At 72.7% G+C, this 24367-nt stretch carries 27 protein-coding genes; 20 read left to right on the top strand and 7 right to left on the bottom strand.

Annotated elements, in window-relative coordinates; genetic code table 11:
- Window positions 1-129 precede the first annotated feature (129 nt).
- The gene (dnaE, locus tag ABZX67_RS13225) at window positions 130-3669 is read left to right on the top strand and encodes a DNA polymerase III subunit alpha (protein WP_355358408.1); all 3540 of its coding nucleotides are present in this window, start codon (window positions 130-132) and stop codon (window positions 3667-3669) included.
- 74 nt (window positions 3670-3743) lie between these two features.
- Here the strand turns inward: dnaE and ABZX67_RS13220 are convergent, their stop codons facing one another.
- Window positions 3744-3914, bottom strand: a complete 171-nt coding sequence (locus tag ABZX67_RS13220) for a hypothetical protein (RefSeq protein ID WP_355358405.1) — start codon at window positions 3912-3914, stop codon at window positions 3744-3746.
- 335 nt (window positions 3915-4249) lie between these two features.
- Here ABZX67_RS13220 and ABZX67_RS13215 point away from each other — a divergent pair, with 335 nt between their 5' ends.
- The 4 genes from ABZX67_RS13215 to ABZX67_RS13200 are packed head-to-tail and all read left to right on the top strand — an operon-like array spanning window position 4250 to window position 8178.
- Window positions 4250-5542, top strand: a complete 1293-nt coding sequence (locus ABZX67_RS13215; RefSeq protein ID WP_355358403.1) for an NYN domain-containing protein — start codon at window positions 4250-4252, stop codon at window positions 5540-5542.
- Between the two features lie 47 nt (window positions 5543-5589).
- Window positions 5590-6552 (top strand): ABC transporter ATP-binding protein, encoded by a 963-nt coding sequence (locus ABZX67_RS13210; RefSeq protein ID WP_355358514.1) that lies wholly within the window; start codon window positions 5590-5592, stop codon window positions 6550-6552.
- Window positions 6549-7430 carry an ABC transporter permease gene (locus ABZX67_RS13205; protein WP_355358400.1) on the top strand — a complete coding sequence of 294 codons (882 nt, stop codon included), beginning with the start codon at window positions 6549-6551 and terminating at the stop codon, window positions 7428-7430. Before ABZX67_RS13210 ends, ABZX67_RS13205 begins: the two co-directional genes overlap by 4 nt.
- 34 nt (window positions 7431-7464) lie before the next feature.
- On the top strand, window positions 7465-8178 hold the full coding sequence (locus ABZX67_RS13200) for a DUF2567 domain-containing protein (RefSeq protein WP_355358397.1): 714 nt from the start codon (window positions 7465-7467) through the stop codon (window positions 8176-8178).
- 24 nt (window positions 8179-8202) lie between these two features.
- Here ABZX67_RS13200 and ybaK read toward each other — a convergent pair whose 3' ends face one another.
- The 4 genes from ybaK to ABZX67_RS13180 form a co-directional block, all read right to left on the bottom strand.
- Window positions 8203-8700 carry a Cys-tRNA(Pro) deacylase gene (ybaK, locus tag ABZX67_RS13195; protein WP_355358395.1) on the bottom strand — a complete coding sequence of 166 codons (498 nt, stop codon included), beginning with the start codon at window positions 8698-8700 and terminating at the stop codon, window positions 8203-8205.
- Window positions 8701-8728: 28 nt separating this feature from the next.
- A complete protein-coding gene (locus tag ABZX67_RS13190) occupies window positions 8729-9469 on the bottom strand; it encodes an LON peptidase substrate-binding domain-containing protein (protein ID WP_355358392.1) in 741 nt (246 codons plus the stop codon).
- Between the two features lie 5 nt (window positions 9470-9474).
- Window positions 9475-10515, bottom strand: a complete 1041-nt coding sequence (locus ABZX67_RS13185; RefSeq protein ID WP_355358389.1) for a hypothetical protein — start codon at window positions 10513-10515, stop codon at window positions 9475-9477.
- A gap of 161 nt (window positions 10516-10676) precedes the next feature.
- Window positions 10677-12284, bottom strand: a complete 1608-nt coding sequence (locus ABZX67_RS13180) for an oxidoreductase (RefSeq protein WP_355358386.1) — start codon at window positions 12282-12284, stop codon at window positions 10677-10679.
- A gap of 159 nt (window positions 12285-12443) precedes the next feature.
- Here ABZX67_RS13180 and hisD point away from each other — a divergent pair, with 159 nt between their 5' ends.
- From hisD to hisF, 8 genes are read left to right on the top strand one after another with little or no spacing between them, the layout of a single operon-like run.
- Window positions 12444-13766 (top strand): histidinol dehydrogenase, encoded by a 1323-nt coding sequence (hisD, locus tag ABZX67_RS13175; RefSeq protein ID WP_355358383.1) that lies wholly within the window; start codon window positions 12444-12446, stop codon window positions 13764-13766.
- Window positions 13763-14890 (top strand): histidinol-phosphate transaminase, encoded by a 1128-nt coding sequence (locus ABZX67_RS13170; protein WP_355358381.1) that lies wholly within the window; start codon window positions 13763-13765, stop codon window positions 14888-14890. Before hisD ends, ABZX67_RS13170 begins: the two co-directional genes overlap by 4 nt.
- Window positions 14887-15480 carry an imidazoleglycerol-phosphate dehydratase HisB gene (gene hisB / locus ABZX67_RS13165; RefSeq protein ID WP_030492957.1) on the top strand — a complete coding sequence of 198 codons (594 nt, stop codon included), beginning with the start codon at window positions 14887-14889 and terminating at the stop codon, window positions 15478-15480. Before ABZX67_RS13170 ends, hisB begins: the two co-directional genes overlap by 4 nt.
- Window positions 15477-15644: a hypothetical protein gene (locus ABZX67_RS13160; RefSeq protein WP_355358377.1), complete on the top strand. Its 168-nt coding sequence runs from the start codon at window positions 15477-15479 to the stop codon at window positions 15642-15644. The genes hisB and ABZX67_RS13160 overlap by 4 nt, the downstream gene beginning before the upstream one ends.
- On the top strand, window positions 15641-16279 hold the full coding sequence (hisH, locus tag ABZX67_RS13155) for an imidazole glycerol phosphate synthase subunit HisH (RefSeq protein WP_355358375.1): 639 nt from the start codon (window positions 15641-15643) through the stop codon (window positions 16277-16279). The genes ABZX67_RS13160 and hisH overlap by 4 nt, the downstream gene beginning before the upstream one ends.
- 46 nt (window positions 16280-16325) lie before the next feature.
- A complete protein-coding gene (gene priA, locus ABZX67_RS13150; protein ID WP_355358373.1) occupies window positions 16326-17060 on the top strand; it encodes a bifunctional 1-(5-phosphoribosyl)-5-((5-phosphoribosylamino)methylideneamino)imidazole-4-carboxamide isomerase/phosphoribosylanthranilate isomerase PriA in 735 nt (244 codons plus the stop codon).
- A complete protein-coding gene (locus ABZX67_RS13145; protein ID WP_355358371.1) occupies window positions 17057-17485 on the top strand; it encodes a RidA family protein in 429 nt (142 codons plus the stop codon). The genes priA and ABZX67_RS13145 overlap by 4 nt, the downstream gene beginning before the upstream one ends.
- The gene (hisF, locus tag ABZX67_RS13140) at window positions 17482-18237 is read left to right on the top strand and encodes an imidazole glycerol phosphate synthase subunit HisF (protein ID WP_355358368.1); all 756 of its coding nucleotides are present in this window, start codon (window positions 17482-17484) and stop codon (window positions 18235-18237) included. Before ABZX67_RS13145 ends, hisF begins: the two co-directional genes overlap by 4 nt.
- A gap of 33 nt (window positions 18238-18270) precedes the next feature.
- On the opposite strand, the gene ABZX67_RS13135 is transcribed toward hisF, so the two are convergent.
- Window positions 18271-18657, bottom strand: coding sequence for a VOC family protein (locus ABZX67_RS13135; RefSeq protein ID WP_355358365.1), 387 nt, complete (start codon window positions 18655-18657; stop codon window positions 18271-18273).
- A 101-nt stretch (window positions 18658-18758) separates the two neighbouring features.
- Window positions 18759-19394 (bottom strand): TIGR03085 family metal-binding protein, encoded by a 636-nt coding sequence (locus tag ABZX67_RS13130; protein ID WP_355358362.1) that lies wholly within the window; start codon window positions 19392-19394, stop codon window positions 18759-18761.
- Window positions 19395-19478: 84 nt separating this feature from the next.
- On the opposite strand from ABZX67_RS13130, the gene hisI reads away from it, so the two are divergent.
- From hisI to ABZX67_RS13095, 7 genes are all read left to right on the top strand, one after another.
- The gene (gene hisI / locus ABZX67_RS13125) at window positions 19479-19829 is read left to right on the top strand and encodes a phosphoribosyl-AMP cyclohydrolase (RefSeq protein WP_355358359.1); all 351 of its coding nucleotides are present in this window, start codon (window positions 19479-19481) and stop codon (window positions 19827-19829) included.
- Window positions 19830-19840: 11 nt separating this feature from the next.
- On the top strand, window positions 19841-21328 hold the full coding sequence (locus tag ABZX67_RS13120) for an anthranilate synthase component I (protein ID WP_355358356.1): 1488 nt from the start codon (window positions 19841-19843) through the stop codon (window positions 21326-21328).
- Between the two features lie 14 nt (window positions 21329-21342).
- A complete protein-coding gene (locus ABZX67_RS13115) occupies window positions 21343-21999 on the top strand; it encodes a TIGR02234 family membrane protein (RefSeq protein WP_355358353.1) in 657 nt (218 codons plus the stop codon).
- A 97-nt stretch (window positions 22000-22096) separates the two neighbouring features.
- Window positions 22097-22369 carry an HGxxPAAW family protein gene (locus tag ABZX67_RS13110; RefSeq protein WP_355358350.1) on the top strand — a complete coding sequence of 91 codons (273 nt, stop codon included), beginning with the start codon at window positions 22097-22099 and terminating at the stop codon, window positions 22367-22369.
- A 95-nt stretch (window positions 22370-22464) separates the two neighbouring features.
- Window positions 22465-22938 (top strand): DUF2752 domain-containing protein, encoded by a 474-nt coding sequence (locus ABZX67_RS13105; RefSeq protein WP_355358511.1) that lies wholly within the window; start codon window positions 22465-22467, stop codon window positions 22936-22938.
- Between the two features lie 114 nt (window positions 22939-23052).
- On the top strand, window positions 23053-23862 hold the full coding sequence (gene trpC / locus ABZX67_RS13100; RefSeq protein WP_355358347.1) for an indole-3-glycerol phosphate synthase TrpC: 810 nt from the start codon (window positions 23053-23055) through the stop codon (window positions 23860-23862).
- Window positions 23863-23869: 7 nt separating this feature from the next.
- Window positions 23870-24280, top strand: coding sequence for a hypothetical protein (locus ABZX67_RS13095; RefSeq protein WP_355358526.1), 411 nt, complete (start codon window positions 23870-23872; stop codon window positions 24278-24280).
- The last annotated feature ends 87 nt before the right edge of the window (window positions 24281-24367 follow it).

Raw genomic sequence — 24367 nt, 5'->3', positions numbered from 1 at the left:
ATGACAAAACGGACAGGTGTTCCGTCCGTCTCAACGCGCGACCGCACCCCCGAGTGCCCCTCCACTGTCACTGGGCCCACGTAGACTTCCGAGCTGTCCCCCATCCCCGACGCCCCGGAGGCCGCAGCCGTGTCGAAGCCGCCGTTCACGCACCTTCACGTGCACACCCAGTACTCCCTGCTGGACGGTGCCGCGCGGCTCAAGGACATGTTCAACGCCTGCAACGAGATGGGCATGACGCACATCGCCATGTCCGATCACGGCAACCTCCACGGGGCGTACGACTTCTTCCACTCGGCCCAGAAGGCGGGCGTCACGCCGATCATCGGCATCGAGGCGTACGTCGCCCCCGAGTCGCGGCGCAACAAGCGCAAGGTCCTGTGGGGCCAGCCGCACCAGAAGCGGGACGACGTCTCCGGTTCCGGTGGTTACACCCACAAGACGATCTGGGCGGCGAACAACACCGGCCTGCACAATCTGTTCCGGCTCTCCTCGGACGCGTACAAGGAGGGCTGGCTCCAGAAGTGGCCGCGTATGGACAAGGAGACCATCGCGCAGTGGTCCGAGGGCCTGATCGCCTCCACCGGATGCCCCTCCGGTGAGGTCCAGACCCGGCTGCGCCTCGGCCAGTTCGACGAGGCCCTGAAGGCCGCCTCCGAGTACCAGGACATCTTCGGCAAGGGCCGGTACTTCCTGGAGCTGATGGACCACGGCATCGAGATCGAGCGCCGCGTACGCGACGGCCTGCTGGAGATCGGCAAGAAGCTCGGCATCCCGCCGCTGGTCACCAACGACTCGCACTACACGTACGCCCACGAGGCCGGCGCCCACGACGCGCTGCTGTGCATCCAGACCGGCAAGAACCTCTCCGACCCGGACCGCTTCAAGTTCGACGGCACCGGCTACTACCTGAAGTCCACGGAGGAGATGTACGCCATCGACTCCTCGGACGCCTGGCAGGAGGGGTGCCGCAACACCCTCCTGGTCGCCGAGCAGGTCGACACCACCGGCATGTTCGAGAAGCGCGACCTCATGCCGAAGTTCGACATCCCCGAGGGCCACACCGAGGTGACGTGGTTCAAGGAGGAAGTCAAGCGCGGCATGCACCGCCGCTACCCCGACGGCATCCCCGAGGACCGCCAGCGCCAGGCGGACTACGAGATGGACGTCATCATCCAGATGGGCTTCCCGGGGTACTTCCTCGTCGTCGCCGACTTCATCATGTGGGCCAAGAACCAGGGCATCGCGGTCGGCCCCGGCCGAGGCTCCGCGGCCGGCTCGATCGTGGCGTACGCGCTCGGCATCACCGACCTCGACCCGATCCCGCACGGCCTGATCTTCGAGCGCTTCCTCAACCCCGAGCGCGTCTCCATGCCCGATGTCGACATCGACTTCGACGAGCGCCGGCGCGTCGAGGTGATCAGGTACGTGACCGAGAAGTACGGCGCCGACAAGGTCGCCATGATCGGCACGTACGGCACCATCAAGGCCAAGAACGCCATCAAGGACTCCGCGCGCGTCCTCGGCTACCCGTACGCCATGGGCGACCGCATCACCAAGGCCATGCCCGCCGACGTCCTCGGCAAGGGCATCCCGCTCTCCGGCATCACCGACCCCTCCCACCCCCGCTACTCGGAGGCGGGCGAGGTCCGGGCGATGTACGAGAACGAACCGGACGTGAAGAAGGTCATCGACACCGCGCGCGGCGTCGAGGGCCTGGTGCGGCAGATGGGCGTGCACGCCGCCGGCGTGATCATGTCCAGCGAGACCATCACCGACCACGTCCCCGTCTGGGTGAGGCACACCGACGGCGTCACCATCACGCAGTGGGACTACCCGAGCTGTGAGTCGCTCGGCCTGCTGAAGATGGACTTCCTGGGCCTGCGCAACCTCACGATCATGGACGACGCCGTCAAGATGGTGAAGGCCAACAAGGGGATCGACATCGATCTCCTGAGCCTCCCGCTCGACGACCCCACGACCTTCGAGCTGCTCCAGCGCGGCGACACCCTCGGCGTCTTCCAGTTCGACGGCGGCCCCATGCGGTCGCTGCTGCGGCTGATGAAGCCCGACAACTTCGAGGACATCTCCGCCGTCTCGGCCCTCTACCGGCCGGGCCCGATGGGCATGAACTCGCACACGAACTACGCCCTGCGCAAGAACGGCCAGCAGGAGATCACCCCGATCCACCCCGAGCTGGAGGAGCCGCTCAAGGAGGTCCTCGGCGTCACCTACGGCCTGATCGTCTACCAGGAGCAGGTGCAGAAGGCCGCCCAGATCATCGCCGGGTACTCACTCGGCGAGGCCGACATCCTCCGCCGCGTGATGGGCAAGAAGAAGCCCGAGGAGCTGGCGAAGAACTTCACCATCTTCCAGGCCGGCGCCAAGAAGAACGGCTACAGCGACGAGGCCATCCAGGCCCTGTGGGACGTGCTGGTCCCCTTCGCCGGCTACGCCTTCAACAAGGCGCACTCCGCCGCGTACGGACTCGTCTCGTACTGGACCGCGTACCTCAAGGCCAACCACCCCGCCGAGTACATGGCGGCGCTGCTCACCTCGGTCAAGGACGACAAGGACAAGTCCGCCGTCTATCTGAACGAGTGCCGCCGCATGGGCATCAAGGTGCTCCCGCCGAACGTCAACGAGTCGGAGGCGAACTTCGCCGCCCAGGGTGACGACGTCATCCTCTTCGGACTCTCCGCGGTGCGGAACGTCGGTACGAACGTCGTCGAGTCGATCATCAAGTGCCGCAAGTCGAAGGGGAAGTACAGCTCCTTCCCCGACTTCCTCGACAAGGTCGAGGTGGTCGTCTGCAACAAGCGCACCATCGAGTCGCTCATCAAGGCCGGCGCCTTCGACACCATGGGCCACACCCGCAAGAGCCTGGTGGCCCACCACGAGTCGATGATCGACAACGTGGTGGCGGTCAAGCGCAAGGAGGCCGAGGGGCAGTTCGACCTCTTCGGCGGCATGGGCGAGGAGGACAGCAGCGAGCCCGGCTTCGGCCTCGACGTGGAGTTCTCCGACATCGAGTGGGAGAAGTCCTACCTGCTCGCCCAGGAGCGCGAGATGCTCGGCCTGTACGTCTCCGACCACCCGCTCTTCGGCATCGAGCACGTCCTGTCCGACAAGGCCGACGCCGCGATCGCCCAGCTCACGGGCGGCGAGCACGCCGACGGCGCGGTCGTCACCATCGGCGGCATCATCTCCGGGCTGCAGCGCAAGATGACCAAGCAGGGCAACGCCTGGGCCATCGCCACCGTCGAGGACCTGGCCGGCTCCATCGAGTGCATGTTCTTCCCGGCGACGTACCAGCTGGTGTCCACGCAGCTGGTCGAGGACACCGTCGTCTTCGTCAAGGGCCGCCTGGACAAGCGCGAGGACGTGCCCCGGCTGGTCGCCATGGAGCTGATGGTCCCCGACCTCTCCTCGGCCGGCACCAACGCGCCCGTCGTCGTCACCATCCCCACGGTCAAGGTGACCCCGCCGATGATCAGCCGCCTCGGCGAGATCCTCTCCCACCACAAGGGCAACACCGAGGTGCGGATCAAGCTCCAGGGGCCGCGGAAGACCACCGTGCTCCGGCTCGACCGGCACCGCGTCCAGCCGGATCCGGCGCTCTTCGGTGACCTCAAGGTGCTGCTCGGCCCGTCCTGCCTGGCCGGCTGACCACGCCGTACACAGGCTGAAGGGGCGCGCCCGTCGTCACGGGCGCGCCCCTTCCGGCAGTTCACGCGCCGGCGCTAGTTGTGGCCGAACCGCTTCCGCCGGCCCTTGTGGGCGACGTCGGCCGGGGTGACGGGGGCCATGCGCGGCTCGGCCTCCACCGCCGTCGTACCGGCGCCCTGCGGTGCGCCGCGCTCGGCGGCGGCGGGCTGCTTCTGACTGCGGTCCTGCTTCCGGTTCTTGGCCATGGTGATGCCTCCGTGGGGTGTAGGGGCCAGGGCCGCGTTCAGACTCACACACGCGTAAAAACCGCGCATTTTGGATCATTGCGGACCGTAGTCGGGAGTCGCGCGGGGCGCGTAGGGTGATCCGCCACGCCGGTGATCCAGTTCCGGCCGTTAACCCTCCGGCAGTCGGGCAGACTCGAAGAACTCGAAGAACCCGACGTATCCGAAGACCCGACGTACCCGGAAACCCGCAGCACCCGCACGACCTGCCGCACCCGCACGACCCGAAGCACCCGAAGCACCCGCACACCCGAAGAGACCGAAGCAACTTCCGATCCCGAGGTTCCCGAAAGAGGGTGGAACACGTGGACCGCTGCGTCGTCCTGGTGGACGCCGGCTACCTACTGGGCGCCGCCGCCAGCCTCCTCGCCGGGGAACCGGCCCGCTCCCGGATCACCGTCGACCACGCCGCCCTCATCCAGGGACTGCGCGAACGCGCCGAGAGCGACACGGCCCAGCCCCTGCTGCGGATCTACTGGTTCGACGGCGCCCCCGACCGCGTCCCCCAGCCTGAACACCGCCGGCTGCGCGTCATGCCCCGGGTCACCGTCCGGCTCGGCGCCCTGACCCGCAGCGACGGGCGCTGGGCGCAGAAGGGCGTCGACGCCGCGATGCACGCCGAGCTCACCGAACTCGCCCGCAACCGCGCCTGCTCCGACGTGGTGCTGGTCACCGGCGACGGGGACCTGCTGCCCGGCCTGATGTCGGCGAAGGAGCACGGCGTCGCCGTCCACCTCTGGGCCGTCCAGGCCGCCGACGGCGACTACAACCAGTCCGAGGACCTCGTCGCCGAGGCCGACGAGCGGCGCGTCCTCGACCGCGCGTGGATCACCCGCGCCGTACGGGCCAAGGAGCTGGGCGGCGTGTGCGCCCCGCCGCCCGCACCGCGTCCCGAGATCGCCGCCATCCTCTCCGCGCCCCTGCCCGAGTCGGCCCTCGCCGCCGCCGAGGCCGCGGCCTCCGCGGCCGCCGCCGTGCGCAACGGGAACCCGACCCCGGCGGCGCCCGCCCCGGCCCCCGCGCCGAGCGCCGCCGCCAACGGCAACGGCTCCGCCGCCCCGTCCGGCTCCGGCAACGGCAGGGCGGTGCCGACCCCGAAGGACCTGGCCGGCCTGCGCGGACCGGCCCACCCCCAGACGCCCCCCCCCAGCCCGCAGCCGGCCAACGCCACCCTGCGCTGGTCCTCCGACCGCGGCTGGGTCGACCGCCCCGGCGGCCAGATCGGCGAGCCGCCCGAGACCGCGTCGCTGCCCACGCTCGCCCAGCTGACCAGCGCCGAGCAGCGCTGGGCCGACCGCGAGGAGGACATCACCACCGTCGGCGGCGACCCCTTCGAGGTCGGCCAGGTCTTCGCGCGGCGCTGGATGGAACGCCTCCCCGACCAGAGCCACGTCGAGAAACTGTCCAGCATGTACCCGCGCATCCCGCACCGCATCGACGGAGAACTGCTGCGGTACGCGGCGCGGTTCGGGCTGCTCGCCCACAAGGACGACCAGATCGACGAGCACGACCGGTACGCGATCAGGGCCGGCTTCTGGCGCGAGATCGACGTACGGGCGGCCGCCGAACACGCCCCCGTGGGGGAATAGGGCCGCCCGACCCTTTAGGCTCATCCCTCGTGAGTACGGTGTGCGTGGTGCGGGAGCTGGTCAAGACGTACCCCGCCGCGCGCGCCAGAAGAGGGACCCCCGCGACGCCCGAGGTGCGCGCCACCGACGGAATCACCATGGCGGTCCACAGCGGCGAGATCTTCGGCCTGCTCGGCCCGAACGGCGCCGGCAAGTCCACCCTCGTGCGCCAGCTGACCGGACTGATGCGGCCCGACTCCGGCACCGTCGAGGTGCTCGGCCACGACCTCGTACGCCACCCGGAGCGGGCGGCGCGTCTGATCGGCTACCTGGGGCAGGAGTCCACCGCGCTCGACGAGCTGACCGTCGCGCTCGCCGCCGAGACGACCGGGCGGCTGCGTGGCCTCGCGGCGCGGGACGCGCGCAAGGAGCGGGACGCCGTGCTCGACGAGCTGGGCCTGACGGAGCTTGCCGGGCGGCCCCTCAAGCGGCTCTCCGGCGGCCAGCGGCGGCTCGCCTGCTTCGCCACCGCGCTCGTCGGGCGACGGCCCCTGCTGATCCTCGACGAGCCGACCACCGGCATGGACCCGGTCGCGCGGCGCGCCGTGTGGGCCGCCGTCGACCGGCGCCGCGCCGAGCACGGCACCACCGTCGTCCTCGTCACCCACAACGTCATCGAGGCCGAGACCGTACTGGACCGGGTCGCCGTCCTGGAACGCGGCCGGGTCATCGCCTGCGACACCCCCGCCGGGCTCAAGGAGCGGGTGGCCGGTGACGTACGGGTGGAGCTGGTGTGGCGCGAACGGGCGCCGCTCGACGTGCCCGAGGTCGCCGCGCTGCGGGCGTCCGCGCAGGAGTCGGGGCGCCGGTGGGTGCTGCGGCTGGCGCCGGACGAGGCGCGGGCGGCGGTCGCGGCGGTGACGGGCGGCGCGGCGTTCTCGGCACTCGACGACTTCACACTCGCCACGCCGAGCCTGGAGGACGTGTACCTGGCGCTGGGCGGCGAGGCGAAGGGGCTGGTCAAGGCATGAAGCAGGAGCATCACGTGAGCATCGTGCCCGCACGGGCCGCCCTGTCGCCGGGATCCCCCGGCGCGGTCGGCCCGGCCCCGGTCGCCGACCCCGTACCGGGTGACGCCGTGCCGGCCGCCGCGCCCGCGCCGCTCGCGCCGCGGGCGCGGCTGCTGCCCGCGCTGGGCGCCGTCTACCGCGCGCAGCTGTCGCGGGCCCGGGTGGCCCGCATCCCCCTTCTCTTCGTGGCGACCTTCCAGTCCATCGGGATCATGGTCCTGATGCGCGGTGTCGTCGACGGCGGTGCCGAGGCGCGGGCCGTGGTCGCCGGGTCGTCGGTGCTCGTGGTGGCCTTCGTCGCGCTGAACCTGCTCGCCCAGTACTTCGGGCAGCTGCGGGCGAGCGGCGGGCTCGACCACTACGCCACGCTGCCGGTGCCGCCCGCCGCGGTGGTGCTGGGCGCGGCCGGGGCGTACGCCTCCTTCACCGTGCCCGGGACGGTGGTGACCGCGGTGGTCGGCTCCGTGCTGTTCCAGCTGCCCCTGACCCATCTGTGGATCCTGGCGGCGGTCGTGCCGCTCGCCGGGGCCGCGCTCGCCGGACTCGGCGCGGCGCTCGGGCTGCTCGCGCCGCGGCAGGAACTCGCCACGCTGCTGGGCCAGCTCGGGATGTCGGCGGCCCTGCTGCTGGGCGTGCTGCCGGCCGCCCGGCTGCCGGAGCCGATCGGATGGGCGCGGGACCTGCTGCCGTCCACGTACGGGGTGGAGGCGCTCGCCCGTACGTTCGACGCCCGTCCCGACTGGGCGGCGGTCGCGGTGGACCTGGCGGTCTGCGCGGTGGTCGGCGTGCTGTCGCTGACCGCCGCGACGTGGGCGTACCGGCGGGCGGCGGTCCGATGAGGCGGCCCCGGCGGGCGCCTGGCACGATGGCAGGGTGACCGCACCGTTGACGCCTCCTACGCCTCCTACGCCGCCTCACCAGCCGTCGCCGCAGGACCCCGCCTGGCCGCCGCCGTACCCCTCCGCCGCCACCAAGCGCGCCGAGCGGTCGCAGCGGGCGGACGGCGCGCCGGACATGGCCGCCGAAGTACGGCAGGGCGCCCTGGTGACGGCCTGCGTGATGCTCGCGGGCGTGGCGCTGGGGCTGCTGTGGCTGTGGCTGGCGCCGCGGATCGGGCTGGTCTCGGACGGCAAGGCGGTCTTCGTCAAGGACACGGAGGGCGAGGGCGCGGTCGGCGCCGACGGCACCTTCACGCTGCTCGGGCTGGTTTTCGGGGCCCTGAGCGCAGCGGCGGTGTTCTGGTTCACGCGCCGGCACGGCGGCATCGCGGTCGTCGTCGGTCTCGCCCTGGGGGGCCTGCTGGGCTCCCTGCTCGGCTGGGGCGTCGGTACGCTCCTGGGCCCCACGCACGACGTGGTGGCGCATGCCCGCGCGGTGGGCCCGGGCGTCACGTTCGACGCGCCGCTGGAGCTCAACGCGCACGGGGCGCTGCTGGCGTGGCCGGTCGCCGCCATGCTCGTCCACCTGGCCCTGGCGGCCCTCTTCATGCCCCGGGACCCGGAGCCCTACCCGTACCCGGACCCGTACCCCTCCTCGGGGTGGGACGGCGCCTACGGCCCCACACCCCCCAAGGACGCCGCGTCCTGACGCGGAGGCCCGCGCGGCCTGCCGCTACCCGCGGCCGATGGGTGCGAGGACCGCGTCCGTGAGGGCGGCGAGGTCCGAGGGCGCCAGCTCCACCTCCAGGCCGCGGCGGCCCGCCGATACGCAGATCGTGGCGTGCGCGGAGGCCGAGGCGTCCAGGACCGTACGCAGCCGCTTGCGCTGGCCGAGCGGGGAGATGCCGCCGCGGACGTAGCCCGTGGTGCGTTCGGCCGCCGCGGGGTCGGCCATCGCCGCGCGCTTGCCGCCCACCGCCGCCGCGAGGGCCTTGAGGTCGAGCTGCCCGGCCACGGGCACGACCGCGACCGTCAGCTCCCCGTCCACGTCGGCGACCAGCGTCTTGAAGACGCGCTCCGGCGACACGCCGAGCGCTTCGGCGGCCTCCTCGCCGTACGACGGGGACGCCGGGTCGTGGTCGTACGCGTGCAGCGTGAACGGCGTGCCCGCCGCGGTGAGCGCCACCGTCGCCGGGGTGCCTCCCGCCTGCTTCTTCGACTTCTTCGCCACCTGCGGTGCTCCTCGCGTCAGTCTCGCGTCAGTTGGGGCTCGTGGGAGTGCGGGTCAGGTCGACCGCCGGAAGCGACGGCAGGTGGCGCAGGACCGCCGTCTCCGCGCGCAGCAGGCGCAGCTCCTCCCGCAGCCGGGTCGCCGTGTCGGGCGCCTGGAGCAGCCGCTGCTTGGCGGGGGTGTCCAGCACCGCCGCCGCGGCGACCAGGTACGAGACGACCGACGGCTCGTCGGGCAGCTCCACACCTGTCGCCAGTGACCGCTCGCGCGCCCCGGCGAGCCGCTTCTGGTACGCGCGGAAGGCGCGCAGTACGCCCTCGGCGAGCGCGCCGGCGCCCTCGCCGCGCACCTCCTCCAGTTCCTCCAGCTCGGCCGTGAGGAACGGCCCGCTCGCGTCGACCGACAGCAGCTTCACGCGCTTCGTACCGGTCGCGAGCACTTCGAAGCTGCCGTCCGCCCGCTCCCGGATGGTCGCCGCGTCCGCGATGCAGCCGACCCGGTGGAACGCCTGGATCGGGTCCGCGCCGAAGCCGGCGGCGGGCCCCTTCTCCGGCAGCGCGGTCTGATCGGGCAGGCCGGGCGCGGTCGGCGCGACCTCGCGCCCGTCGCGGATGGCGACGACGGCGAAGCGGCGCGGTTCGTCCTCGTCGGTCTTCAGCAGCTCGCGCATCATGGCGCGATAACGCTCCTCGAAGACGTTGAGCGGCAGCACGAGGCCGGGGAACAGCACCGCGTTCAGCGGAAAGAGAGGCAGGCGAGCGGTGGTCACAGCGGCTAAGCGTAATGGCCGCCCGTACGGCCCCGACCGGCCCGTCCGCGCAGCGGGACCGCCGCGCGTCCCGCGCGCCCCACTTCGCGGCGCACACCGGCGCGCGCGTCGAGGAACCGGCCCAGCGGATCCTCCCCGGCCGAGGACCACGGAAACGACGTCGCGTGCGGCCCGATCAGCCGGAACTGCTCCAGAGCCGCCGCCCACCGGGCCCGCCCGACCAGCACGTACGCGAGGACGTTGCGCACCTCCGCCGGCCAAGGGTCGCCCGCCTCGTACCGCGCGGACAGCTCGATCGCCAGGTCCGCCGCCGCGTCGATCCGGTCCGCCTGTACGGAACCGGCGCCGCCGGCCGTCAGCTGCGTGAACGCCGCCCGCACCGGCAGCGCTCTTATCAGCGAGCCGGGCAGCGCGTCGGCCGCGGCCTGCTCGGCGAAGTGGAAGCACTCGCGGTGCGCGCCGCGCCGCTGGACCGACAGGTACGTGAGCGCGGCGACATGGCAGCCGTAGTGGTGCGCGGAGCGGCGCACGGCCTGCTCCCACAGCGACTCGAACGCCGTGTGCGTGGCGTGGGTGCCGCGCGCGTGGTCCAGCGCCAGTCGCCACGGCACCGGGTCGCGCGGCGCCGCCTCCGCCGCCGCGCCGATCAGCGGCCCGAGCTCCCGCAGCCGCTCGGCGCGCGCCGGGGAGGCCCACGCCCTGCGGATCTCGAGCTCGGCGTGGACCAGGAGCGCGTCCGGATCGTGCGGTGCGCGCGCCAGCCAGCCGGCCAGCCACTCGTCGCGGCTGCGCGCGAACGCGGCCAGCCGCACCACGTACCGGTCGCGGCTCTCCCACTCGGCCGCCTCGCGGGTGGCGGCCAGCAGCGCGGCGGCCGGCGTGTGGTCCCCCAGGGCGGCGGCGACCAGTGCCGGGCCGAGCCGCTCGTCCGGCGCGTCGAGCAGCACCGCGTGGTCCGGCGGCAGCCCGTCGGCGGTCTGCGGGCCGCGCCGTCCCGCGCGGGCGGTGCTGAGCAGGGCACGGAGCAATGACATGGTGCGGACCATTGAAAAACGCAGGTGGAGACCGCGCCAGGGGCCTGCTGTGAAGCTTTGGTAGGGGCGGAATGGTTGCACCGCCGAATGTCAAGAGACCGTAAAGAAAGCGGTGTCCCGGCGGCGAATCGGGACCCGCTGGTCGCACGCCGGTGCGGAGGCCGGAGAGCCGTTCAGCTCCGCCGCAGCAGCCGCGAGGCACCCGCCGCGACCGTCGTCGCGAGCACCCACCCCAGGAGGATCAGCACGGCCGACGCCCACTGCCATATGCCCTGCAGGCGCCAGTACCCATCCTGCCCGAGGTTGATCACCGGAAGCAGCAGGTCCAGCGCGTACAGCGCGGCGTTCCACTCCGGGTGCTCGTCCCTCTTGATGGCGGCGGGGTCGCACTGCGCGAAGGCCAGCGCCCCCGCCGCCCACAGCACCGCCATCCACAGCGCCGCCCGGCCCGGCCGGTACCCGTACGCCACCGTCCAGTCCTGGAGGTACCCCCACAGCTTCGCCGCCAGCGGCAGGGTCTCGCGCCGCCTGCGCTGCTTGGCCAGCAGCACCTCGCGGGCGTCCGCGTCCTCCCCGCTGTTGCGCAGCACCGCCGCGAGCCGTTCGTACGGTTCCGGCGCGTACTCGGGGGTCGCCGCCGCCACCCACTCCAGGCGCCGGGCGAGCGGGAAGTGTCCGTACGGCACGAGGTTCTCGTACACGAAACCGCCCATCGCCAGGCCGCCCGGCCCCGGCCAGCTGGTGGACAGGTCGATCAGCGTGACGACCTTCGCGCCGTTCAGCACGACCCGGCCCTCCTCCGGGCGCTCGGGGTTGAACCGCAGCTCCGGGGTGACGATCCGGCGCAGCGACAGCTCCTCCTTCCGCTCCGACGACAGCAGGAAACGCGCGTGGTGGAAGTCGACCGCGTCACCGAAACGCCCGTCGTCCAGCCGCACCCCGCCCCGGCACTCGAACGGCTGTATACGGGCGCCGCGCATCGGCGTGTTGAAGTTGGCCAGCCCGCCCGGGGGCGTCGTCCCCGCCACGTTCCCCGTGTCGCTCACCCAGGCGTACGTCATGTAGAGCGTGCGCTCCACGCTCAGCTGCGGTGCGTTCAGTGCCCGCCGGCCCTCCGCGCCGCGCAGCCTGCTGCCCCGCAGGTTCAGCGACACGCCGATCTTCGCGCCGCGCAGCGAGAGCTCGCCGTACGTCTCGATCAGCTCCGCCTGGAGGTCCTGGGCGACCGACATGCCGTCCGCGACGATCGCCCGCCCGCTCCGGTCCGGCCCGACATGGATCTGGTTGATCAGCAGGTCCGTGCCGATCTGGGCGTCCGTGAGCCGGATGCCGCGCTCCACCCGGCAGCGCGGCAGGTGCAGATCGCCCTCCGTGTGCAGCCGGGCCGCCTCCAGCCTCGGTATCGCGCACCCGACCATGCGCAGCGTGCCGAACCGGCACTCCGGCAGCACCACCTCGTTCTCGAACCGGCAGCCGTGCAGCTCCACGTACGGGGAGACCGTGCCGCCCGCCAGGTCCAGCGTCCCGGTGATCTGCACCCCGCGCAGCTTCAGCGCCGACACCCGCCCCGCCAGCGCCGGCGGCCCGTCCAGGAGCAGCAGCGCGACCACCCGGGCGCGTACGCTGCGCTCGGGCGGCCAGGCGCGCGGCGAGAACGGATCGTCCAGCACCGCGTTGCCCACGGACAGGTCGTAGGTCGCGCCGATCCGGAACGCCTGCCACATGCCCAGCTCGCTCGGGCTGAGGTCACCCGGTACGTCGTCGTCGTGCGGCTCGGTCACTGCCGCCCCCTCCGCTTCCCCTGTTCGTACGGTTGTTCTTCCCTCTGTGTGACGGACCGAACGCTAACGGTCAGCTGTGACGACAAGACGCCACTGCGGCGTGTATCAGCCAGTGATACGGACGTCCGGCCGTGCGACGCCGTCTGAGAGAATTGACCTGTGATCTCACGAATCGATCTGCGTGGCGACGCCCTCCCGACGGGCGGCGCCCTGCGCGACCTGCTGCCCCGTGCCGAGTTCGACGTGGAAGCCGCCCTGGAGAAGGTGCGGCCGATCTGCGAGGCCGTGCATCATCGCGGGGACGCGGCGCTGATCGACTACGCGGAGAAGTTCGACGGTGTGGTCCTCGACCAGGTCCGCGTCCCGGCCGCCGCGCTCACGCGCGCGCTGGAGGAGCTGGACCCGGCCGTCCGCGCCGGTCTGGAGGAGTCGATCCGCCGCGCCCGGATCGTCCACCGCGAGCAGCGCCGCAGCCCGCACACCACCCAGGTCGTGCCCGGCGGCACCGTGACCGAGAAGTGGGTTCCGGTCGAGCGCGTCGGGCTGTACGCGCCGGGCGGCCGCTCCGTCTATCCCTCGTCCGTGATCATGAACGCCGTACCGGCGCAGGAGGCGGGCGTCGAGTCCATCGCCCTCGCCTCCCCGCCGCAGCGGGAGCACGGCGGTCTGCCGCACCCGACGATCCTCGCCGCCTGCGCCCTCCTCGGCGTCGACGAGGTGTACGCCGTGGGCGGCGCCCAGGCCGTCGCCATGTTCGCCTACGGCACCGAGTCCTGCGCCCCCGCCAACATGGTCACCGGCCCCGGCAACATCTGGGTCGCCGCCGCCAAGCGGTACTTCACCGGCCGGATCGGCATCGACACCGAGGCCGGCCCGACCGAGATCGCCGTCCTCGCCGACGACACCGCCGACCCGGTGCACATCGCCTCCGACCTGATCAGCCAGGCCGAGCACGACCCGCTCGCCGCCGCCGTCCTCGTCACCGACTCCGTCGACCTCGCCGAGGCCGTCGAGAAGGAGCTGGAGCCGCAGGTCGCGGCCACCCGGCACGTCGAGGACCGGATCCTGCCCGCCCTGCGCGGCCGCCAGTCCGCGATCGTGCTGGTCGACGGCCTGGAGGAGGGCCTGCGCGTGGTCGACGCGTACGGCGCCGAGCACCTGGAGATCCAGACCGCCGACGCCGCCGCCGTCGCGGACCGCGTCCGCAACGCGGGTGCGATCTTCGTCGGCCCGTGGGCGCCGGTCTCGCTCGGCGACTACTGCGCGGGCTCCAACCACGTGCTGCCCACCGGCGGCTGCGCCTGCCACTCCTCGGGCCTGTCCGTCCAGTCCTTCCTGCGCGGCATCCACATCGTGGACTACACCCGCGACGCGCTCGCCGAGGTCGCCCACCACGTGGTGACCCTCGCCGAGGCGGAAGACCTGCCCGCGCACGGCGCGGCCATCAAGGCCCGGTTCGGATGGAAGGTGCCGCAGCAGTGACCGGCGAGAACATCGGCATCGACGACCTGCCCATCCGCGACGAGCTGCGCGGCAAGTCCCCGTACGGCGCGCCCCAGCTCGACGTGCCCGTACGCCTCAACACCAACGAGAACCCGTACCCGCTGCCCGAGCCGCTCGTCGAGCGCATCGCCGAGCGCGTCCGGGAGGCGGCCCGTACGCTCAACCGCTACCCCGACCGGGACGCCGTCGAGCTTCGTACGGCCCTCGCCGCCTATCTCACGCGTACCACCGGACACGAGGTCGGCCTCGCCAACGTCTGGGCCGCCAACGGCTCCAACGAGGTCATCCAGCAGCTGCTCCAGACCTTCGCCGGGCCCGGCCGCCTCGCGATCGGCTTCGAGCCCTCGTACTCCATGCACGGCCTGATCTCACGCGGGACCGGGACGGGCTGGATCTCCGGACCGCGCAAGGGCGACTTCACCATCGACGTGGACGCCGCCGAGGCCGCCATCGCCGCGCACCGCCCCGACGTCGTCTTCATCACCACGCCCAACAACCCCACGGGCACCGCCGTCGACGCCGAGACCGTGCTGGCGCTGTACGAGGCCGCGCAGGCCGCCAAGCCGTCGCTGGTGATCGTCGACGAGGCGTACGTGGAGTTCAGCCACCGCCCCTCGCTGCTGCCGCTCATCGAGGGCCGGCCCAACCTGGTGGTCTCCCGGACCATGTCCAAGGCGTTCGGCGCCGCCGGACTGCGCCTGGGCTACCTGGCCGCGCACCCGGCCGTGGTCGACGCCGTCCAGCTCGTACGCCTGCCGTACCACCTGTCGGCCGTCACCCAGGCCACGGCGCTCGCCGCCCTGGAGCACACCGATACGCTGCTGGGGTACGTCGAGCAGCTCAAGGCCGAGCGCGACCGGCTCGTCGCCGAGCTGCGCGCCATCGGGTACGAGGTCACCGAGTCCGACGCCAACTTCGTCCAGTTCGGACGGTTCACCGGCGAGGGCGGCGCCCATGCGGTCTGGCAGCGGATCCTCGACCGGGGCGTCCTGGTCCGTGACAACGGCGTACCGGGGTGGCTGCGGGTCACCGCCGGCACCCCCGAAGAGAACGACGCGTTCCTGGATGCGGTTCGCGCACTGAAGAAGGAGCAGAGTTCATGAGCCGCGTAGGACGGGTCGAGCGCACCACCAAGGAGACGTCCGTCGTCGTCGAGATAGACCTCGACGGGACCGGAAAGGTCGACGTGTCGACCGGCGTCGGCTTCTACGACCACATGCTCGACCAGCTCGGCCGCCACGGTCTGTTCGACCTCACCGTCAAGACCGACGGCGACCTCCACATCGACTCGCACCACACCATCGAGGACACCGCCCTCGCGCTCGGCGCCGCCTTCAAGCAGGCGCTCGGCGACAAGGTGGGCATCTACCGCTTCGGCAACTGCACGGTGCCCCTGGACGAGTCCCTCGCCCAGGTGACGGTCGACCTGTCCGGCCGCCCCTACCTGGTGCACACGGAGCCGGAGAACATGGCGCCGATGATCGGCTCGTACGACACGACCATGACCCGGCACATCCTGGAGTCGTTCGTCGCCCAGGCCCAGATCGCGCTGCACGTCCACGTGCCGTACGGCCGCAACGCCCACCACATCGTGGAGTGCCAGTTCAAGGCGCTCGCCCGCGCTCTGCGCTACGCCTCCGAGCGGGACCCGCGCGCCGCCGGGATCCTGCCCTCCACGAAGGGCGCGCTGTGACGGGTCTTTCGACCATCCTCATCGTCGTCGGCCTCTTCCTGGCCGGCGGCGTGTACTCCTTCGCCAAGCAGAAGATGCCCAAGGGGCTCATCGTCCTGCTGGCCATCGCCTCGGTGATGTGCCTGGTCGCCGGCGTCCTGCGGATTCAGGGGATCTGGGAATGACTGCACGCAACGTCGTGGTCTTCGACTACGGGTTCGGCAACGTCCGCTCCGCCGAGCGGGCCCTCGCCCGCGTCGGCGCCGACGTCGAGATCACCCGCGACTACGACAAGGCCATGAACGCCGACGGGCTGCTCGTCCCCGGCGTGGGCGCCTTCGCCGCCTGCATGGCGGGGCTCAAGGAGGCCCGCGGCGACTGGATCGTGGAGCGCCGGCTCTCCGGCGGCCGCCCCGTGATGGGCATCTGCGTCGGCATGCAGATCCTCTTCGCGCGGGGCATCGAGCACGGCGTGGAGACCGAGGGCCTCGACGAGTGGCCCGGCACGGTCGGCCCGCTCCAGGCCCCGATCGTGCCCCACATGGGCTGGAACACCGTCGACGCGCCCGAGGACAGCGAGCTCTTCGCCGGCCTCGACGCCGACGCCCGGTTCTACTTCGTGCACTCCTACGCCGTGCACGACTGGGACCTGGAGATCACGAACCCCGCGATGCGCGCGCCCCGGGTCACCTGGTCCACGCACGGCGAGCGGTTCGTGGCGGCCGTCGAGAACGGCGCGCTGTGGGCGACGCAGTTCCACCCCGAGAAGTCCGGCGACGCCGGCGCCCAGCTGCTGACCAACTGGCTCAGCACCTTCTGACCCACCCCGCCTTTTGACCCCTCCGAAGGATCTAGGACCCGCTGAGATGAGCAAGCTCGAACTCCTCCCCGCCGTCGACGTCCGGGACGGCCAGGCCGTACGGCTCGTCCATGGCGAGTCCGGCACGGAGACGTCGTACGGCTCTCCCCTGGAGGCGGCCCTGACCTGGCAGCGGGCGGGCGCCGAGTGGCTCCATCTCGTCGACCTCGACGCCGCGTTCGGCACCGGTGACAACCGGCAGCTGATCGCCGAGGTGGCCAAGGCCATGGACATCAAGGTGGAGCTCTCCGGCGGCATCCGCGACGACGCCTCGCTCGCCGCCGCGCTCGCCACCGGCTGCACCCGGGTCAACCTGGGCACCGCCGCCCTGGAGACCCCCGAGTGGGTCGCCAAGGTCATCGCCGAGCACGGCGACAAGATCGCGGTCGGCCTGGACGTCCGCGGCACGACGCTGCGCGGCCGCGGCTGGACCCGCGACGGCGGCGACCTGTACGAGACGCTGGCCCGTCTCGACTCCGAGGGCTGCTCCCGCTACGTGGTCACCGACATCGCCAAGGACGGCACCCTCCAGGGCCCCAACCTGGAGCTGCTGCGCAACGTCTGCGCCGCCACCGACAAGCCGGTCGTCGCCTCCGGCGGCGTCTCCTCGCTGGACGACCTGCGCGCCATCGCCGCGCTCGTCCCCGAGGGCGTCGAGGGCGCGATCGTCGGCAAGGCGCTGTACGCCAAGGCGTTCACCCTGGAGGAGGCCCTGGCGGCCGTCGCGGCGGTGGCCGAATGACCGATTCCGCACGCAGCGGCTCCGTACGCAAGGTCGTCACCGGCGCGCCCTGGGAGGAGCAGTTCGGCTACTCCCGCGCCGTGGAGCTGCCGAACGGCCTGGTCCTGGTCTCCGGCTGCACGTCCATCGTCGACGGCGAGATCGCCGCAGGCGGCCCGTACGAGCAGGCGGTCAACTCCTTCAACGTCGCCCTGAGCGCGCTGAAGCAGCTGGACCTGGGCGTGGCGGACGTCGTCCGGACACGCATGTACATCACCCACGCCCGCGATGTGGAGGAGGTGGGGCGCGCGCACAAGGAGCTGTTCGACGCCGTCCGCCCCGCCGCGTCGATGATCATCGTCCAAGGGTTCGTCGACCCGAGCCTGGTCGTCGAGGTCGAGGTCGAGGCGTACCGAGGAACAGAGCGAGGAGCGCAGCCCTCATGACCCTCGCGGTCCGAGTCATCCCCTGCCTGGACGTCGACAACGGCCGGGTCGTCAAGGGCGTCAACTTCCAGAACCTTCGCGACGCGGGCGACCCCGTCGAGATGGCCAAGCTGTACGACGCCGAGGGCGCCGACGAGCTGACCTTCCTCGACATCACCGCGTCGTCCGGCAACCGGGAGACCACCTACGACGTGGTGCGCCGCACCGCCGAGCAGGTCTTCATCCCGCTGACCGTCGGCGGCGGCGTCCGCAGCGCCGACGACGTCGACAAGCTGCTGCGCGCCGGTGCCGACAAGGTCGGCGTCAACACCGCGGCCATCGCCCGCCCGGAGCTGATCCAGGAGATCGCCGAGCGCTTCGGCCGCCAGGTGCTGGTCCTGTCCGTCGACGCCCGCCGCACCCCCCAGGGCACCTTCGAGGTCACCACGCACGGCGGCCGCCGCGGCACCGGCTTCGACGCCGTCGAGTGGGCCCACCGGGCCGCCGAGCTGGGCGCGGGCGAGATCCTGCTCAACTCGATGGACGCGGACGGCACCAAGGACGGCTACGACACCGAGATGATCGCCGCCGTGCGCAAGCACGTCACGGTCCCGGTGATCGCCTCCGGCGGCGCCGGCAAGCTCGCCGACTTCCCGCCCGCCATCGACGCGGGCGCGGACGCGGTGCTGGCGGCGTCGGTGTTCCACTTCGGCGACCTGCGGATCTCCCAGGTCAAGGACACCCTGCGCGAGGCCGGCCACCCGGTCCGCTGACGCGGCAACGGCGAGCGGCGCCCGGCGGACGGCTCAGGCCGTCCGCTGGGCCAGCTGTATGAGGTTGCCGACGGTGTCGTCCAGCACGGCCGTCACCACCGGGCCCTGCTCCGTGGGCGCCTGCGTGAACCGCACACCCAGGCCGCTCAGCCGCTCGTGCTCCGCCCGCAGGTCATCCACCGAGAGCACCAGACACGGCAGCCCGGCCTCGCGCAGCCCCTTCCGGTACTGCTCCGCGATCGGGCTGTCCCCGGGCTCCAGCAGCAGCTCCACGTCCTGGCCGGGCGCGGCGACCGTGATGAAGCGCGCCCCGCCCAGGTCCAGGTCCGTTCTCGTCTCGAAGCCGAGCACGCCGGTGTAGAAGGCGTGCGCCTTCTCCTCGTCGTCGACGTACACGCTGGTCATCGCGATCCTGATCATCGTCCGCCTCCGGGGTCCGCCGGGATGAGCTGCGTACGTCCGATGATGCCCGCCACCACTGACAATGGCCGGTCGCGCGCCGTCGCCGCAGGTCAGAGCCTTCAGAGGCCCAGCTGCTTGGCCCCGTGCAGCCGCTCCACGGCCTCCTTGTCGCCCTCGACCTCCACGCGCGCCGCGTCCTGCCGGCCGAACGCGAACATCGTCAGCTCGCCCGGCTCCCCGGTCACCGTGACCACCGGGGTGCCTCGGCGCCCCACCGTCGTCTGGCCGTTCGGGCGGCGCAGCACCAGACCCACCGGCACCTTGCGGCACAGCATGCGCGCCCCCTTCTCCAGGCGCGACCACAGCGCGTCCGCGAAGACCGGGTCCAGCTCGCGCGGCGTCCAGTCCGGCTGCGCCCGCCGCACGTCCTCGGCGTGGACGTAGAACTCGACCGTGTTGGCGCCCTCGTCGACCTGCTTGATCGCGTACGGGGACATCCGCGGTGGTCCCGTACGGATCAGCTGGATCAGCTCGTCGTACGGCTTCGAGGCGTACTCCGCCTGCACCTGCTCCAGGCGGGCGCGCAGCGGCCCGATCAGGATCCCCGCCGCGGCGTCGGGGCGGCGCTCGCGCACCACCACGTGGGCCGCCAGATCCCGGGTTTTCCACCCCTCGCACAGGGTCAGGGCATCCGGGCCCGCCGCTTCCAAAAGGTCGGCGAGCAGAAGGCGTTCACGCTTGGCATGGGTCGACATGGGCGCCAGCGTACGGCGGCACGGCCCGGTCCGCCCAGTGGACGTCCCCCCGGGCAGGCCCCGGGACCACGGCACAATGGCGACATGACCAGCAACCTTGACCCGGCCATCGCCGCCCGTCTCAAGCGCAGCCCCGACGGGCTGGTCCCGGCCATCGCCCAGCAGTACGACACCGGCGAGGTGCTCATGCTCGGCTGGATGGACGACGAGGCCCTGCACCGCACCCTCACCACCGGCCGCTGCACCTACTGGTCCCGCAGCCGCCGCGAGTACTGGGTCAAGGGCGACACCTCCGGTCACGTCCAGCACGTCAAGTCCGTCGCCCTGGACTGCGACGCCGACACCGTCCTGGTCAAGGTCGACCAGGTGGGCGCCGCCTGCCACACCGGGGCCCGCACCTGCTTCGACGCCGACGTCCTCCCCCTCGCCGAATAGGGCCTGCCGCCATGGATCTCGAGACCTTCCGCAAGCTGGCGGCCGACCGCCGCGTCATCCCCGTCAGCCGCCGCCTGCTCGTGGACGGCGACACCCCGGTCGGGCTCTACCGCAAGCTCGCCGCCGAGCGCCCCGGGACCTTCCTCCTGGAGTCCGCCGAGAACGGACGCTCCTGGTCGCGGTACTCCTTCATCGGCGTCCGCAGCGCCGCCACACTCACCGCGCGCGACGGACAGGCCCACTGGCTCGGCACCCCGCCCGTCGGCGTCCCCCTCGACGGCGACCCGCTGGAGGCGCTGCGCGCCACCGTCGAGGCGCTGCACACTCCGCGCGACCTCGCCGCCGGGCTCCCGCCCTTCACCGGCGGCATGGTCGGCTACCTCGGCTACGACACCGTGCGCCGCCTGGAGCGCATCGGCGAGCACGGCCGCGACGACCTGCGGCTGCCCGAGCTCACCATGCTGCTCACCTCGGACCTCGCCGTCCTCGACCACTGGGACGGCACCGTCCTGCTGATCGCCAACGCGATCAACCACAACGACCTCGACACCGGCGTCGACGAGGCGTACGCGGACGCCGTCGCCCGCCTCGACGCCATGGCCGCCGACCTCGCCAAGCCGCTGGCGACGGAACCCGCCGCCCTGCCGCCCTCCGAGCTGCCGCCGTACACCGCCCTCTGGGGCGGAAAGGCCTACCAGGACGCCGTCGAGGACATCAAGGAGCGCATCCGCGCGGGCGAGGCCTTCCAGGTGGTGCCCTCGCAGCGGTTCGAGACGCCCTGTACGGCCCGCGCCCTGGACGTCTACCGGGTGCTGCGGGCGACCAACCCGTCCCCGTACATGTACCTCTTCCGCTTCGACGGCTTCGACGTCGTCGGGTCCAGCCCCGAAGCGCTGGTCAAGGTGGAGGACGGCCGCGCGATGGTGCACCCCATCGCCGGTACGCGCCCGCGCGGGGCGACCCCCCAGGAGGACCAGGCGCTCGCCGAGGAGCTCATCGCCGACCCCAAGGAGCGCGCCGAGCACCTCATGCTCGTCGACCTCGGCCGCAACGACCTGGGCCGCGTGTGCGAACCGGGCTCCGTCGAGGTCGTCGACTTCATGTCGATCGAGCGGTACTCGCACGTCATGCACATCGTCTCCACCGTCACCGGCCGCGTCGCCGAGGGCCGCACCGCCTTCGACGTGCTGACCGCCTGCTTCCCCGCCGGGACCCTGTCCGGCGCGCCCAAGCCCCGCGCCATGCAGATCATCGAGGAGCTGGAGCCCTCCCGGCGCGGACTGTACGGCGGCTGCGTCGGCTACCTGGACTTCGCCGGCGACTCCGACACCGCCATCGCCATCCGTACGGCCCTGCTGCGCGACGGCACGGCGTACGTCCAGGCCGGCGCCGGTGTCGTCGCCGACTCCGACCCGGTCGCCGAGGACACCGAGTGCCGCAACAAGGCTGCCGCCGTGCTGCGCGCCGTACACACCGCCAACCGGATGAACCACGCATGACGGCGTAAGGGATAGTGGAGTACGTGAGTGCCGCATCCGTACCCCAGCCCCGTGCCACGCGCGCGGACGAGACGACGGCCGCCACCCGCGGCCGTCGCAGTCTCGCCGCGGCCCTGTTCCTCGGCGCCGTCGGAGCGGCCGTCGTCCTGCTCGCCTCCGGGCAGACCTGGGCGGAGGGCGCTGTCGCGGTCGGCGGCGGCACGGCCCCGCTCGACGCCGCGGGCGGCGACGTCACCGGCGTACCCACCGCGCTCGCCATCGTGGGCCTCGCGGCCCTGGTGGCCGTCTTCGCGGTCCGCAGGGCCGGCCGGCTCCTGGTCTCGCTGCTGCTCACGCTCAGCGGCGCCGGAGCGGCGGCCGCCGCGTACCTGGGCGCCTCCGACAGCGCCGCGCTGGACGAGAAGGCGGCGCGCACCACCGGGGACACCGCGGCCCGCGTGGAGGCCCTCACGCACACCGCCTGGCCGTACGTCGCGGCGGCCGGCGGCCTGCTGATCCTGCTGGCCGGTCTGCTGGCCCTGCGTTACGGCCGGACCTGGCCCGCCATGTCCGGGCGGTACGAACGCGACGGCGCCCCCCGGGCGCGCGCGGCGCGGCGGCCCGCGGACCCGGACCGCCCCGAGGAGCTGTGGAAGGCCCTCGACCGCGGCGAGGACCCCACCCGAGGGTGACCCCGGATCACCCCGCACGCGCGCGTGCGGAACAATGACGGCGAGCGTCCGCACTCGGCGGGGCCGTAACAAGAGCAACATCAACGAGGAGCAACTCATGGCGGGCAGCGACCACGGACACACCCCGGCCGCCTGGACCGGTGTCATCATCTCCTTCGCCGGCTTCTGCGTCGCCGGTGCCTTCATGGTGGCGAACAACCCGGTGGGTTTCTGGGCGGGTATCGGCGTCGTCCTGCTCGGCGGTGTCGTCGGTGCTGCCATGAAGGCCGCTGGCCTCGGCCAGAAGCCGGCTCCGGAGCTGGAGCGCGCCCGCGAGGAGGCCGCCCGCGCCGACCACACGCCCGAGACCGCGCACGCGGGCCGCTCCTGACGCGTTCGGGCGCACCGGCGACACGGGGCGCGGTCCGGCACGGCCGGGCTGCGCCTTTCCGTATGACCGGAGACAATCCCCGGGTGGACGACGCCATGCCGAGCAGCCCCGCCCCGCACGCCCCGGTACCGCCGCACGCCCCGGGCCCGCACGCCCCGACTCCGACCCCGCCCCCGCTCGCCCGGCGCCTCGCGGCGCCCGTCGGCACGCTGGCCGCGGTCGCCGCCGCCTTCGCGTACGTGGGCGCCGTCGACCCCAACGAGCCCGGGCACTACCCGGTCTGCCCCCTGCTGCGGTTCACCGGCCTGTACTGCCCCGGCTGCGGGGGCCTGCGCAGCGCCCACGCCTTCATCCACGGTGACCTGGCCACTGCCCTCGGGGCCAACGCCCTCGCCGTCGCCGGATACGCCGTCTTCGCCGTCCTGATGGCCGTCTGGCTCGTACGGGCCGTGCGCGCGCTGCCCGTACGGATCGACGTCGGGCCGCTGTGGGTCTGGTCCTTCGGCGCCCTCCTGGTTCTCTTCGCCGTCGTCCGAAACCTGCCGTTCGGCTCCGCGCTCGCTCCGTGAAGCCGCAGGCCAGGGCGGTGCGCACCACCGGGTGCGCACACTGTCGCCGTCGGCGGATACCATCGAGGTGACTGATCCGGCTCCAACATCACCCTCCGGAAGGGGGCCTCTCGCGTGAGTGTGCTCGACGAGATCATCGAGGGCGTACGCGCCGACCTCGCGGAGCGGCAGGCGCGGGTCTCCCTCGACGAGCTCAAGGAGCGGGCGGCGAAGGCGCCCCAGGCCAAGGACGGCGCGGCCGCGCTCCGCGGCGACGGCGTTCAGGTCATCTGCGAGGTCAAGCGCTCCAGCCCGTCCAAGGGAGCGCTCGCCGCGATCGCCGACCCGGCCGGACTCGCCGCGGACTACGAAGCGGGCGGCGCCGCCGTCATCTCCGTCCTGACCGAACAGCGCCGCTTCGGCGGCTCCCTCGCCGACCTGGAAGCCGTCCGCGCCCGGGTCGACATCCCCGTCCTGCGCAAGGACTTCATCGTCACCGCCTACCAGCTGTGGGAGGCCCGGGCGTACGGCGCCGACCTCGCCCTGCTGATCGTCGCGGCCCTCGACCAGCCCGCGCTGGAGTCCCTCATCGAGCGGGCCGAGACCATCGGCCTCACCCCGCTCGTCGAGGTCCACGACGAGGAGGAGGTCGACCGGGCCGTCGCAGCGGGCGCCCGCGTCATCGGCGTCAACGCGCGCAACCTGAAGACCCTCGAGGTCGACCGCTTCACCTTCGAGCGGGTCGCCCCCGAGATCCCGGCCGGGATCGTCAAGGTCGCCGAGTCCGGCATCCGCGGCCCGCACGACCTGATCGCGTACGCCAACGCGGGGGCCGACGCCGTCCTCGTCGGCGAGTCGCTCGTCACCGGCCGCGACCCCAAGGCCGCGGTGGCCGACCTGGTCGCCGCCGGCGCCCACCCCGCCCTGCGGCACGGACGGGGCTGACCCTGCCATGACCGCCGCCGCCCGCGCCCTCGCGCCGACCCCGCACCCCGCGCCCTCGCGCCGGGTGCCGTCGGCCGACGAGGCGTGCGCGCGGGCGGCCGGTCGCACGGCTTCTCCCTCGCCTTCTCACACGGCTTCCGCCACCGCCGTCACCCGCGCGTGCGTGGGCACGGGCGTGGGCGTCGCCTCCGCGGCGGCCGACCGGCCCCGCCACCCGTACGCGACGGGCCTCGCGACCGGCCCGTACGCCCTCCCCGACGCGTACGCCCGGCTCGCCCGCGGCTGCCGTCCGCGCGGCTGCCGGGCCCCGGCCCGGCGGGTGCACGGGCGCCGCGTCCGCTACGTCATCGGCGACGAGCCCGGCCAGGTCAACGGCATGCGATGGCGCGCGCGCACCGCGCGCCTCCACCACCGCTAGCCCACTGCTCCCTCGCGCCCCCTCGCGCCCCCCTCACCGGGGTGTCCCAGGGCGTCCGTGCGACGGGCCGGGAGCGGTGGCGTCGGC

The organism is Streptomyces sp. NPDC003036 (assembly GCF_040611175.1).
Classification (GTDB): Bacteria; Actinomycetota; Actinomycetes; order Streptomycetales; family Streptomycetaceae; genus Streptomyces.
Note: the sequence above shows the minus strand (reverse complement) of the source record. Positions and strands in the feature narration are given on the sequence as shown.

Excerpts from the sequence above, each read along its gene's own strand:
- ABZX67_RS13135 (WP_355358365.1), bottom strand. The coding sequence starts at position 18,657 with ATGATCAGGATCGCGATGACCAGCGTGTACGTCGACGACGAGGAGAAG.
- hisB (WP_030492957.1), top strand. The coding sequence starts at position 14,887 with ATGAGCCGCGTAGGACGGGTCGAGCGCACCACCAAGGAGACGTCCGTC.
- ABZX67_RS13130 (WP_355358362.1), bottom strand. The coding sequence starts at position 19,394 with ATGTCGACCCATGCCAAGCGTGAACGCCTTCTGCTCGCCGACCTTTTG.
- ABZX67_RS13185 (WP_355358389.1), bottom strand. The coding sequence starts at position 10,515 with ATGGTCCGCACCATGTCATTGCTCCGTGCCCTGCTCAGCACCGCCCGC.
- ABZX67_RS13110 (WP_355358350.1), top strand. The coding sequence starts at position 22,097 with ATGGCGGGCAGCGACCACGGACACACCCCGGCCGCCTGGACCGGTGTC.
- ABZX67_RS13205 (WP_355358400.1), top strand. The coding sequence starts at position 6,549 with ATGAAGCAGGAGCATCACGTGAGCATCGTGCCCGCACGGGCCGCCCTG.
- ABZX67_RS13220 (WP_355358405.1), bottom strand. The coding sequence starts at position 3,914 with ATGGCCAAGAACCGGAAGCAGGACCGCAGTCAGAAGCAGCCCGCCGCC.
- ABZX67_RS13145 (WP_355358371.1), top strand. The coding sequence starts at position 17,057 with ATGACCGATTCCGCACGCAGCGGCTCCGTACGCAAGGTCGTCACCGGC.
- ABZX67_RS13095 (WP_355358526.1), top strand. The coding sequence starts at position 23,870 with ATGACCGCCGCCGCCCGCGCCCTCGCGCCGACCCCGCACCCCGCGCCC.
- hisI (WP_355358359.1), top strand. The coding sequence starts at position 19,479 with ATGACCAGCAACCTTGACCCGGCCATCGCCGCCCGTCTCAAGCGCAGC.
- hisH (WP_355358375.1), top strand. The coding sequence starts at position 15,641 with ATGACTGCACGCAACGTCGTGGTCTTCGACTACGGGTTCGGCAACGTC.
- ABZX67_RS13105 (WP_355358511.1), top strand. The coding sequence starts at position 22,465 with ATGCCGAGCAGCCCCGCCCCGCACGCCCCGGTACCGCCGCACGCCCCG.
- ABZX67_RS13120 (WP_355358356.1), top strand. The coding sequence starts at position 19,841 with ATGGATCTCGAGACCTTCCGCAAGCTGGCGGCCGACCGCCGCGTCATC.
- priA (WP_355358373.1), top strand. The coding sequence starts at position 16,326 with ATGAGCAAGCTCGAACTCCTCCCCGCCGTCGACGTCCGGGACGGCCAG.
- hisF (WP_355358368.1), top strand. The coding sequence starts at position 17,482 with ATGACCCTCGCGGTCCGAGTCATCCCCTGCCTGGACGTCGACAACGGC.